The organism is Pseudochrobactrum sp. Wa41.01b-1, from assembly GCF_019464455.1.
Taxonomy (GTDB): Bacteria; Pseudomonadota; Alphaproteobacteria; order Rhizobiales; family Rhizobiaceae; genus Pseudochrobactrum; species Pseudochrobactrum saccharolyticum.
This window is the reverse complement of sequence record NZ_CP080493.1, coordinates 508,680-520,444: the sequence shown is the minus strand read 5'-3', so window position 1 is coordinate 520,444 and position 11,765 is coordinate 508,680. Positions and strand designations below refer to the sequence as shown.

Annotated in this window: 11 protein-coding genes and 1 tRNA gene; 5 read left to right on the top strand and 7 right to left on the bottom strand. The window is 49.5% G+C overall.

Annotated features, from left to right (window positions below):
- Nucleotide 1 precedes the first annotated feature (1 nt).
- Together K1X45_RS02465 and K1X45_RS02460 are read left to right on the top strand one after the other, a co-directional pair.
- Nucleotides 2-1,693 carry an AMP-binding protein gene (locus K1X45_RS02465; protein ID WP_370627057.1) on the top strand — a complete coding sequence of 564 codons (1,692 nt, stop codon included), beginning with the start codon at nt 2-4 and terminating at the stop codon, nt 1,691-1,693.
- A gap of 17 nt (nt 1,694-1,710) precedes the next feature.
- Complete coding sequence (locus K1X45_RS02460) at nt 1,711-2,622, top strand: hydroxymethylglutaryl-CoA lyase (protein WP_304650887.1); 912 nt, start codon at nt 1,711-1,713, stop codon at nt 2,620-2,622.
- 7 nt (nt 2,623-2,629) lie between these two features.
- Here K1X45_RS02460 and K1X45_RS02455 read toward each other — a convergent pair whose 3' ends face one another.
- A complete protein-coding gene (locus K1X45_RS02455) occupies nt 2,630-3,826 on the bottom strand; it encodes a winged helix-turn-helix domain-containing protein (RefSeq protein ID WP_220159720.1) in 1,197 nt (398 codons plus the stop codon).
- 247 nt (nt 3,827-4,073) lie between these two features.
- Between K1X45_RS02455 and K1X45_RS02450 the strand changes: the two genes are divergently transcribed.
- Both K1X45_RS02450 and K1X45_RS02445 read left to right on the top strand, forming a co-directional pair.
- On the top strand, nt 4,074-4,922 hold the full coding sequence (locus tag K1X45_RS02450; RefSeq protein ID WP_022711822.1) for a mechanosensitive ion channel family protein: 849 nt from the start codon (nt 4,074-4,076) through the stop codon (nt 4,920-4,922).
- A 335-nt stretch (nt 4,923-5,257) separates the two neighbouring features.
- Complete coding sequence (locus K1X45_RS02445) at nt 5,258-5,695, top strand: PACE efflux transporter (RefSeq protein ID WP_116087301.1); 438 nt, start codon at nt 5,258-5,260, stop codon at nt 5,693-5,695.
- Nucleotides 5,696-5,706: 11 nt separating this feature from the next.
- On the opposite strand, the gene K1X45_RS02440 is transcribed toward K1X45_RS02445, so the two are convergent.
- The 6 genes from K1X45_RS02440 to K1X45_RS02415 form a co-directional block, all read right to left on the bottom strand.
- On the bottom strand, nt 5,707-6,186 hold the full coding sequence (locus tag K1X45_RS02440) for a pyridoxamine 5'-phosphate oxidase family protein (RefSeq protein ID WP_022711820.1): 480 nt from the start codon (nt 6,184-6,186) through the stop codon (nt 5,707-5,709).
- A 38-nt stretch (nt 6,187-6,224) separates the two neighbouring features.
- Nucleotides 6,225-6,611 carry a GFA family protein gene (locus K1X45_RS02435; RefSeq protein ID WP_220159719.1) on the bottom strand — a complete coding sequence of 129 codons (387 nt, stop codon included), beginning with the start codon at nt 6,609-6,611 and terminating at the stop codon, nt 6,225-6,227.
- Between the two features lie 291 nt (nt 6,612-6,902).
- Nucleotides 6,903-7,532 carry a hypothetical protein gene (locus tag K1X45_RS02430; RefSeq protein ID WP_220159718.1) on the bottom strand — a complete coding sequence of 210 codons (630 nt, stop codon included), beginning with the start codon at nt 7,530-7,532 and terminating at the stop codon, nt 6,903-6,905.
- A gap of 269 nt (nt 7,533-7,801) precedes the next feature.
- Entirely contained in the window at nt 7,802-8,281 is a 480-nt protein-coding gene (locus K1X45_RS02425; RefSeq protein ID WP_220159717.1) for a BRO family protein, read from the bottom strand.
- Nucleotides 8,282-8,302: 21 nt separating this feature from the next.
- The gene (gene xerC / locus K1X45_RS02420) at nt 8,303-9,706 is read right to left on the bottom strand and encodes a tyrosine recombinase XerC (RefSeq protein ID WP_220159716.1); all 1,404 of its coding nucleotides are present in this window, start codon (nt 9,704-9,706) and stop codon (nt 8,303-8,305) included.
- An 88-nt stretch (nt 9,707-9,794) separates the two neighbouring features.
- Nucleotides 9,795-9,871 (bottom strand) — tRNA-Arg (locus tag K1X45_RS02415).
- A gap of 367 nt (nt 9,872-10,238) precedes the next feature.
- Between K1X45_RS02415 and K1X45_RS02410 the strand changes: the two genes are divergently transcribed.
- Nucleotides 10,239-11,729 carry an SLC13 family permease gene (locus K1X45_RS02410; protein WP_255560484.1) on the top strand — a complete coding sequence of 497 codons (1,491 nt, stop codon included), beginning with the start codon at nt 10,239-10,241 and terminating at the stop codon, nt 11,727-11,729.
- Nucleotides 11,730-11,765: the final 36 nt, after the last annotated feature.

The following is an 11,765-nucleotide window of genomic DNA, read 5'->3' as shown; positions in this document are numbered from 1 at the left end:
AGTGACAGAAAAACTGAGCTTGGTGAAAGGCGCGACAGAACATCCGCTGATAGAAGCCACAATCGGCCAGTTTTTCGATGAAACCTGTTTGCGATATCCGGATGTTGATGCCCTGATCTCAGTGCATCAGAATATAAGGCTGACCTATGCCGAACTCCGTCAAAAAGTGGATGCGCTGGCCTGCGGTTTGTTGCGCCTTGGGTTGAAAAAAGGAGATCGGGTTGCGATCCTGTCGCCCAATAGTGCCGAATGGGTTTTAACACAATTTGCCACGGCAAAAGCGGGTCTGATCCTCGTCAATATCAATCCGGCCTATCGTCTGACCGAGCTTGCTTTTGCAATCAGCAAGGTGGCATGCAGGGCGATTATCCTGTCTCCTCGTTTTAAAAGCAGCGATTATATCGCTATGCTCTGCGAATTAGCGCCGGAAATCCCTGTTTCAGACCCGTATAATCTGCACACAGAACGCTTCCCGCAATTGCGATGGGTTATACGCCTCGGCACAGACAAAACATCCGGCATGATTAATTTCGACGATCTGCTTGTTGTGCCGGAAGTGGCAGAGCTGGACGCATTGCAGCAGATCTGTGCGGGTCTCGTAGCGAATGATCCCATTAATATTCAATTTACCTCAGGCACAACCGGCTCGCCGAAAGGGGCGACACTCACGCATCGTAATATTCTCAATAATGGACGGTTTGTCGGCGATGCAATCCGGCTACAAAGTCGTGACAGGCTGTGCATTCCCGTACCGCTTTATCATTGTTTCGGAATGGTGATGGGTAATCTCGGTTGCCTCACACATGGTGCGACGATGGTCTATCCGACGGAGTCTTTTGAACCTTTAGCTGTGCTGAGGGCCGTGCAGAACGAGCATTGCTGCGCATTATATGGTGTGCCGACAATGTTCATCAGCATCCTCGATCATCCTGACTTTGCAACATTCGATGTTTCAAGCCTGCGCACCGGTATCATGGCGGGCAGTCCCTGTCCGGTTGAGGTGATGAAGCGTGTGATCGAGCATATGCATATGAAGCAGATCACAATCGCCTATGGCATGACGGAAACATCGCCGGTGTCGTTTCAAAGCAGTGTTGATGACAGTCTTGAGCGTCGTGTTTCAACGGTTGGCAGGGTTCAGCCGCATTGCGAGGTGAAGATTATTGATAACAGCGGGGCGATTGTGCCGTGTGGTGTGTCGGGAGAACTCTGTACGCGTGGTTATCTGGTTATGGATGGCTATTGGGACGATCAGCGCCAGACTGATGAGGCGGTAGACTGTGACGGCTGGATGCATAGTGGCGACCTCGCAACCATTGATGCTGAGGGCTATTGCAATATTGTCGGGCGGATAAAGGATATTATTATCCGTGGCGGCGAGAATATTTATCCCCGTGAGGTTGAGGAATTTCTGTTTCGCCATCCTGCAATCAGGGATGTGCAGATCGTGGGTGTTCCTGATCGCAAATATGGCGAGGTGGTCTGCGCATGGATTATTCTACGCTCCAATGCCGCGTTGACGGCAGAGGATGTCCGCGCCTTCTGCGAGGGGCAGATTGCCCATTATAAGATTCCGCATCATGTCAAATTCGTCGATCAATTTCCGATGACGGTGACAGGTAAGATACAAAAATACATTATTCGCGAGCGGATGATGCAAGAATTGGGACTTGAGGAAAGCAGAACAGCGTAAGCTGACGGGAGATCACAATGGGAGAGCGTGTCAGAATTGTTGAAGTCGGCCCGCGCGATGGTCTGCAAAATGAAAAGCAGATCATTGGTACAGGTGTCAAACTTGAACTGATCGAGCGTCTGGTCGCGGCCGGTTTGCGCAATATTGAGGTGACGTCTTTCGTATCGCCCAAATGGATACCGCAAATGGCAGATCAGTCGGCGGTTATGAGCGGACTGAAAATCCATGAAGGTGTTTCCTATTCGGTGCTCACGCCTAATTTGCAAGGCTTTGAGGATGCGGTGGCCGCAGGTGCAAAAGAGGTTGCCATTTTTGCTGCGGCTTCGGAGTCTTTCAGCCGCAAGAATATCAATGCCAGTATTGCGCAATCGCTGGAACGTTTCGCGCCGGTGACAGAACAGGCTCTGAAACTGGGACTAAAAATACGCGGCTATGTCTCTTGTGTGCTGGGCTGTCCCTATGAAGGAGAGATTGATCCGCGACGGGTCGCGCAAATCTCCAAAGAGATGTTCGATATGGGCTGTTATGAAATCAGTCTGGGCGACACTATTGGTGTCGGCGTGCCGGATGGTGTTAAACGACTGATCGAAACTGTTGGTGCGCAGGTTCCAGTTACCGCGCTTGCCGGACATTTTCACGATACTTATGGCATGGGCGTGGCTAATGTCGTGGCGGCCTATGCCTCGGGCGTAAGAACTTTCGATGCCTCAGTCGCAGGGCTGGGCGGCTGCCCCTATGCGGCGGGCGCTACGGGTAATGTGGCAACTGAAGATCTGGTCTGGCTGTTTAACCGGACGGGTGTGGAAACCGGTATCGACCTGAAACAGCTGGTGGATTGCGCCGTCTGGATCAGCACGCAGCTTGATCGCTCGCCATCCTCACGGGTTGCACAGGCAATCAGCCGTCAATCTTCTGCAGGAACGGCGTGATGCAGTGCTAATTCCGCAACCAGTCCGGCTGGTAAGATAGTTCTGTCAGCTTCAGAAAGGATACGATGCGTTCCAGTTCGGCCTGTAACGCTGTAATGCGGTTTTTACCCATTTTGATGCTTTGTTCCGGCCAGAATGCCGTAATGACGAGCTTTTTATCCTCCCGCTTCGCATCGATACGGCCAATAAGCCTGTCACCTTGCATGACCGGAAATACATAATAGCCATATTGGCGTTTCGGTGCCGGTACAAATATTTCAATACGATAATAGAACCCGAACAGTTTTTCAGCCCGTGCCCGATCACGCAGGGCAGGGTCAAAAGGCGATAATATCCGCACACGTGATGATGGTTCTGGCAAGTCAGACACGGAACTCAGAAGTGTCTCTGTGGAGTAGCAACGCCGCAGAGAGCCGTCAGCCATTTCGACATCAAGCTCGATGAGACGACCCGCAGCTGTGGCTTCCACGCACCATTGTTTTGCCTCTTCGCGTGTTGCAATGTCAAAGAATGCAGCAAGTTCACCATGCGTTGCAAAGCCCAGACGATCCATCGATGCGGACATTGCCCAGTCAATTATCTCTGCTTCATGCAGTTGCGAGCGTTGAAACGGTTCCGGTATGACCCGCTCCGTCAGATCGTAAAACTTACGAAAACCTTCTCGGTGGCTGATCGACAGCCGCCCTGAACGCCACAAAAATTCCAAAGCGGTTTTTGAAGGATGCCAGTTCCACCAGCCGCCGGATGAGACAGGGGTGTCGCCACGGACATCGGAGGAGGTGGTTGGCCCGTGCTTTTCAACATGACCCAATATTTCATCAAACTGCGAAGCCCAGCCGTCCTGTCGCCAGCTTGACCATCTTTGCTTCATACGGGCTTCGTCACGGGCAAATTTCAAGCGCCACATCGGAAAAAACTGCATGGGAATGATTGCAGCATCATGGGTCCAATGTTCAAATGCATTGCGTTCAGTGGCAATCAGCTTGTTGAGTGCTTCGGGCTGATAGCGGCTGCGGCGCGACCACAAAATAAAATCATGCGCCCGCGCAAGTGTATTCACACTATCGACCTGCACAAAGCCGAGATCTGTTAAAACACCGGACAGATCCGCACCTTTACCCGTTCCGGTTTCACGACATAAAAGCTGATGCCGGTGAAGAAAAAGACGGCGCGCATCACGGTTGTTTAATAATGCGTCAGGCATTGGCTATCCTGTTCACGGAAGATATTCGCAATTTTTAACATGACATGTGCCGTTATTCCATGATGTCTTTTTCCGCGAAATATATTCAGCATTTCAGAATTTCAGGCTGAAACAAATTATGTGCCCGTACTCGCAGTGATTTCCGCGATATTCTCTTGTCTTAAACCTCTGGTGCATTAAATTATTGACGGATAAAGAGCTATTTCACCATTTTCGCTGCTATCAAACATTAAACTGAAGATGACACATGCAGGAACAGACAGCTGAATTTATTCAAAATACCAATGCCCTTGCCATCCAGATTTCCAATCTCGTTTTAAGTTATTCGCTTTCAACAATCGGCGCGATTATCATCCTCAGCGTTGGCTGGATTATCGCAGGGATTTTGCAGCGTTGGACGCGGCAATCCCTTTCCAAATTCAAAGGCTTCGACCAGACGCTCGTTGTGTTTTTCAGCGCATCTGTTCGCTATGGCATTCTGGTTGTCGTTCTGGTGATGGTGCTGGGGCAGTTCGGTATCCAGACTGCTTCAATTCTCGCCGCATTAGGTGCGGTTGGTCTGGCTATCGGCCTGGCATTGCAAGGCACATTACAGAATATTGCTGCCGGTATTATGCTACTGGTTTTGCGCCCTTTCAAAGTCGGTGAATATATTAATGCGGGTGCAATTGCCGGTACTGTTCAGGAAATCGGACTGTTTTCGACAGAGCTGAAAACCTATGACGGGTTGTTCGTTATGGCACCCAATTCGGTTCTCTGGAACACGCCGGTTACCAATTTCACCCGCCACAAAGCCCGTATGCACGATTTTAAAGTCGGGATTGGTTATGAGGATGATGTGCAAAAAGCCTTCACTATTCTCAAAACCATTATTTCCGAACAAAAAGGCGTGCTGAAAACACCAGAGCCGATTTATTTTGTCTCCCAGCTGGCAGACAGTTCTGTGGTTATCAGTTGCCGTTACTGGATTGAAGCGCCGAATTATTTCACGGTCAGCAACACGACAACGGAACGGGTAAAATCCGCATTCAGCGATGAGGGCATTAACATTCCTTATCCGCAGGTCACTTATCATCGTTCCGAGGTGACGAGTTAATTTTGTTGTTTATACGTGTTTGAAGGATGTGCGGGCGATCAAAATTTTGTCCGCACATTACTTTATTCAATTTAGCTTGATCTAATTAGTAACGGCTCATCTGTTGACATATCCGGTTGAGGCTCTTATTTCTCAATTTCGCAGATGGAAAACCGCGATCTGCTGATTTTTTCCCGTTTTTATGAGTGCCGGGGCGTGCCGGCTCACAAGTCAGATTTTCAGGATGTGTCCCCGTTAAACGGATACATTTAACGCTTTGTGGCATGCGCATCCGAGAATCCAGAACGAGCAGAGCGGGCGCAGTGAATGCGACATATTCTGCTCAGGAGCTGTCTATGTTCGTGCTTAAACCGCTTAAGCGGCGTATTGTCTATGTCGGTACTTTTGAACTTATTGCGATCGCCGCTTCAACTTTGCTGCTGATGTTTTTGAGCGGCGGCGATGCGCAGGGCTCTCTGCCGGTTGCTGTTGCCGTTTCTCTCATCGCTGTGACGTGGAATTACACATTTAATCTCATGTTTGAGAAATGGGAGGCACGCCGTCAGTCAACCGGACGCAGTGTCTGGGTACGTATTGCCCATGCTTTCATATTTGAGTTCGGCCTGTTCGTGATTATCATTCCGATTTATATGTTCTGGTATTCTGTCGGCTTCTGGAAAGCCTTTCAGATGGAAGCTGTGCTCTTGCTGTTCTTCCTGATTTATACGTTTGTTTTTACGTATATTTTTGACATGATCTTTACGCTGCCGCAGGCAATGGTTGCCGCTGAATAATTCAGCCATTCTCAGGGCTGGGCTTGATGGCCGGTCGTTTCAAGAACCGATATTCTGAAATATAAAGGTTCTAACGGCCGTTCCTCACCCCGCAAAATGGTTTTGACATATGCGGGTTCCCACCAGTTCGCACCGGCTGCCAGCAGCTCATGTGCGTGATAATACAGGCTGTCTTTGCTCAGGGATTTGGGTATTTCCTCAAAATGACCGGAAATAACCAGACAGCGCCAGTTATTGGAGCCATGAACATCTGAAAAGCTGACGCATACATTGCGGTTGGCTCTCATGAGCTCCATTTTCTTCCCCTCGGAAGTCAGGGAATAGAGATAACCGTTGCTGTGTATGAAACGGAGCGGCACTACATAGGGCTTGTCTTCAACCGAACAGGCCAGATAGCCGATGCCTACATGGCGCAGCATTTCCTCAACTTCCGGACGGGGCATGTCATGGATTAACATCGTGACCTCCGTGAATGTGCGGGTATAATTCAATATAGCACATCCGGAAGTTTACGGCTCAGATTTTATTCTTACTGACGGCGCGTAGAAGTGCGGTTTCGCTCATATTTCCTCTGAAGCGGGAAGGGCGGAAGCCATGCTTCACGGCGAATAGTCCATAATTCATAGGTTGGTATGAATTGGTTCGGCTCATCAAGTGAGCCCAGATTTATTTCAATTTCGTCATCTGATCGCCCGAAGACCGTTGAGCCGCATTGCGGGCAAAAATAGCGCTCCGCATAGCTGCGGGTATCACCGCTGACAGTGACAGCCTCCTGCGGAAAGATTGCTGATGCATGGAAAAGAGCGCCGTGATGTTTGCGACAATCAAGGCAGTGGCAAATACCAACCCGATAGGGCTTTCCCGTAGCGGAAAACCGCAGATTTCCGCAAAGACACCCGCCTGTAAACGTCTCCATGGTTTTTCTCCTTTGGGATAGGCAAGTTATTATTCCGTTTAAGCTCTGCAAAAAGCAAGAACAGGGGGGGCTGAGAGGTGTGATTGTGGGTTTTTGTCAGGTATTTGTCGAGACTTGAAGAGGTCTCAAAGTGGAGCGCAAATATCTCTTGTGCTTCACTTCTGCCAGCCATATCTGATTGTTCTGCAACGTGATTGCAGTATGTTTGAGATAAAAGCGGGGTATCAGGATGACAGTTACTTTTTCGCCGGATGCCGGCGGGCGTAAGCCGGCTGTACACGGAACAGTTTATCAGTTCCGACTGGTATCACTCATGGTGCGAATGCATGGCATACCTACGCCACCTGCATTGGTTTTTTCTGGTTGTTCCATCTTCGCCGCTTCCTTTGGAAAGTCTTTTCGCATCCATGCTGCCATTGTCTTGTGATCTCTGGACAATTCCTTGCCTATCTGCCGATATGATTTAAATCCGTCTTGGCCTTCTTTATGCTGACCAGCGAAGACATAGGCCGCAAACAACCTGCGGGTTTCTTTTGGCTTAAGTTGCAGACCGTGTGTGTTGTTCGCCATTGCTGCCCGATAACGGGCTTCACTGCGACTAAGCTTCACGGCCTTGATATTGACAGTGTTGAATTGCTGCTGACCTTCCACAACCAGCGCCTCCAAGACATTGATACGGTGGTGACCGTCGATCACAACCGGTCTGGGGTCTTCCCCTTCAATGAAGGCAACCGTGATCGGTGGAACATCAGCCCCGCTTTTATATGCAGACCTGAGGCGCTTCTTGTTTCCATCGTCCAGTTTATCCCTGACCTGCATTGTCGGGTCTGTGCGTATGTCTTGAAGGTCGACCGCGAAAGTACCGATTGTGGTTCCGGCTTCCACCTTGTCGAGCTTATTTTTAATGGCTTCTAGTTTCATGATTGCCTCATGTCTACGCCGACCACCTCCCTCAAAGTCGGGTGCATTGGATGATGCTGTGACGGCTGATTAAGTTGTGTATTTATCCAAAGGAAGGGGGCAATCAACTTCACTCAGAGTGACTCGCTGACGGCTTTCTTGACCGTGACGATCAAATTCACCTGCGACTGCCCAAAACTCCTCAGTGACTCGCTGCGGTGATTTCTGGCGCTTCGTGATGACGGGGTGATAATGCTGACAAGATCGCGCACATCTTCCTAATAGCAGGGTCAATCAACCGTACTGCTTGAGGCGTCAACCTTGCCCTGCAAGATCGTCATGGCTCTTAGCACGAACTCGTCCTCATCCATTTCACAGGACGCGACCTTCTCTTCGCCCGTGATGTAAGCACCATCTTTGCGGATAACTGGGAGGACAACACGAGTTACCCAGTTCTGGAAGTCTTGCGCTTCCGGCTTGGTTGAACGTAAGATGAGCTTATAAAGACCACTCTCTGAAAAAAGCGTGGCTTGTTTCATTCCTTTGCCCCCGATAATTCCGTGAGGAACTGGACGCTTCTCGTCACTCATTAAGCGAGACAGATATTTTCCAGAGCCTTTTTCAAGCGGCATTTCTAATGCTCGACAAGTATCAGTCGCCACGAACCAAGGCTGGTCATCAATGGTGACTACGCGAATTTCGTTGCTGTTGAAGTTGAAGGTTGTGAGGGTGGTTGAAGCTCCCCGACAGCTGCGTACAGTAATAATCATTCGTACCACTGAAGGACGAGACTAAGACTTCTCCCTGTTTTCACTAAAGGCCTTATTCATCGCCTTCGTAAGAATTCTTAGCTTGGCGTATTTCCCGCCATAATGCTGTTCGCCAACGCCAGCATTTAAGTGACCGAGTATTGAGTTCTTATCAATGGTCGGTACCTCAGCCAGTGCAAGCCTGTCAGACATGTTGTGACGAAGTGAATGAACAACAAGGCGCGGATTGTCTGTAACGAGCCGGACATGCTTCATCATCGCTGCGGAGGCGCTGGTCGAGCCTGTCGGTTTTATATATCGCTCAAACAAAGCATCACGATCACCGGCAATAACCAACGCCTCTCTCGCGGCTGATAAGGCATCACCAATAAGCGGCACTTCTCTTGAAGATGAAGCTGTCTTCAAACGTCTGTCTGTATGCACTATAATTTTCAAATGCGGCAATTCATCATCAGGAAACACGTCCACGACCCTCAATCCAGTAATCTCAGCAAGACGACAACCAGTACCTTCAAGCAAGCGCCATATCAGTTTTATGTCCTGATTGGACTTATCTAAAATGCGCTGTCGTACCTGCAAAAGAATTTCAGGCGGGAAAGGGTCACGCTCTTCCACGGGGGCATCTACACTCTTTGGCAGTTCAATGCCTTTAAAGGGATTATTGAAATGGGCTTCTTTTTCTTGAATATAGCATGAGAAAACGCCCTTAAGTGTATTGAGTTCCCGTTTGACCGAGGCAGGCTTCAAGCCTTTTTTGTGTATGTAATAGTCGCGCACCTTCTTTGCGTGGTCACGTGTCCACTGATTTAAAGGCGGCACAGTGTCTAAAGCAGTGTTAACGGCCTCAACAATCCGCTCAACGCGTCTGAGCTTCTTTCTAAACTCAAAATCAGTACCACTCAGCCTTTCCTCGACATAAAGCCGCTTGGCATCTTCCAGCGTGGCAGGCGGTGGTGGTGGTGCCTTACTCGCAAGAGATCGTATCAAAAAAGTATCTCGTGATGAGCTGACCATTGGATAGCCGGTTTCTTCATCAATAGGATACTTATTCGCTATACCGTCGATCAAGACTGACCGCATTACGTCCTCAGACTCTGTGGAAGCTCCGCTATGAGGGTCGGAAATGCCTAGTCCTTTAAGTTCGTTAATCAGTTCGTTGTATCGCTCGAGTTTAGTGCTGCCACCATCAACTCCCGACCTGCGCTGATCACGTAATAGCTGCTTTTTAGCTATTTCAATTTCACGCTCAAATGCTGCATGAATAGCCGGATACGCTTTCAATGCCTCTTGGCGGGAATTTCCGAGAACTGCAATTAGTTCTCCTTTTTGTAAATAAGGCTTTAGCGGAGCTTGGACTCGACGGCGGTATCTGTATGACTCGCGCCCCTGATTTGGCTCTTGTACGTATTTCAAAATAAGTCCCACGTGTACCTTCCTGTGTACTCATTTGTGTACCAGACAAGGTGCAATAGCATTGAATTCATTGATAAATAAAGAGAAATAACCAGTGGTATGGCGCACCCGACAGGATTCGAACCTGTGACCTCTGCCTTCGGAGGGCAGCACTCTATCCAGCTGAGCTACGGGTGCGCAGTCGCTTTTGATATAAAGCAAAGCCGTTCTAACCCAAGCGATCTTTCGTATCAATGGGGTATGGCCGAATTGATTGCAGATTATGTGCGTAACTTTGCGGTTGCTATCATTGATTTACAGCGCACTGCCTTATCCCTGTCGGATCTTTTTTATTGTGCAGCATTTATGCGAGCAGATGAGTGATTGCTTTTTCTCAAAGGGTGGAGATCGGGCAGGCTTTGATATAGTTGGAGCCGATAAACCGCGCTTATTGCTGTGTTTTTACGGTGCTTATGATTCTGCACCGATGCGATTTTGAAATAAAACGGAATAATCTCATGCCTCAGCCGTTAGCCCTGACAAGAAACATATAAGGCTCAGACTTATGGCAGAACAATCACTTCATAATATTACAAGACTTACACCGGCTAAACTGGCTGACAATTCATCAAAAGCTGTCGTGCCAGTGACTGCAATGCCGCTGAAACAAGTGAAGCAAATCATTGCGGCACTGATCCTTGGTTTTTCCGCTATTTTGATTTTTGGAGCAATTGACGGACTGACCATGCCAATGCGGGTGTCCGTTGCGGTTTTCGTCGTCACGCTTGTGTGCTGGGTGATATTGGATTTGCCGGAAACGCCGGTGGCGCTCAGTGGGGCAATCGCACTGGCCGTCACCGGAACCGTGAGTAATGAGGCTGTCTATGCGGCGCTTGGCAAAGACATAATCTGGCTGATGCTGGCGGCCTTCATTCTTGCTGCTGTCTTGCAGGCCTCGGGTCTGATTGAGAAGTTGCTGCTGCGTAATCTGACAAGGCTGAAATCCGTCCGGTCGCTATTTTATCTGCTGACATTATTTGTCTTCATGACGGCTTTCATCATTCCTTCCACTTCTGCGCGTGCAGCGATTTTATTACCTGTCTATGTGGCAATTGCCGGTTCGGCAGTCAGCGCCGGTTTTACCCGCGCTTTGGCCTTGTTGTTCCCTACGATTATTTTGCTGTCTGCCGGTGCGTCACTCACCGGTGCAGGCGCACATCTGGTAGCTGCGGATTTCATCAGCCGAACCGGTGGTCGTGAAATGGATTTTCTCAGCTGGATTGCTTTTGCTGCGCCATTCTCACTGCTTATCAGTCTGATTGCCTGCGAGCTTATTCTGCGCTTGTTTTTGAATGCTGAAGAACGCAAGCAATCGCTGCCGCAATGGACGGACAAGCAGGACGAAACAGCACTGACACGTCAGCAGAAAATGCTGTTGCTGATTATCGGCGCAACAGTGGTGATGTTTGCCACTACGGCATTACACGGCATTGATATGCCATTGATTGCCTTGATTGCCGCATTGCTGGTGACATCTGAAAAGCTCTCACCGGTTTCTTTTAAAAAAGCACTGAAACTGGTGGAGTGGAACCTGCTGCTGTTTTTAGCCGGTACTCTGGTAATCGGCGAGGCGCTGCTTACCACCGGTACTGCGGAACTGATCGCACAGCGGATGCTGAGTGCTTTTGGTGCCGGACTGGCTGGATATCCGGCGCTGATTATCGGTTTTGCTGCAATCACGGCGACCTTGGCGCATATTGTCATCAATTCCCGAACCGCCCGAGCAATTGTGCTTATACCTGCGCTTTGTCTGCCGCTGGCCGGTCTCGGAATTGCAGTCACGCCGCTCATTCTGGTGGTTACACTGGCCAGCGGATTTTGCCAGACACTGCTGGTTTCCGCAAAGCCTGTCACATTGTTCGGCACAGCCGATCCGCAGCCTTTCAGCCAGCGGGATTTGCTGAGGCTGGCACTCTGGCTGATCGTGCCATTCATTGGATTGCTGATGATATTCGCCTTGCTGATATGGCCGATGCAGGGAATGAGACTGAAATAATTCAAAGAGTTACATAGCCCCGATGAAAATCGGGGC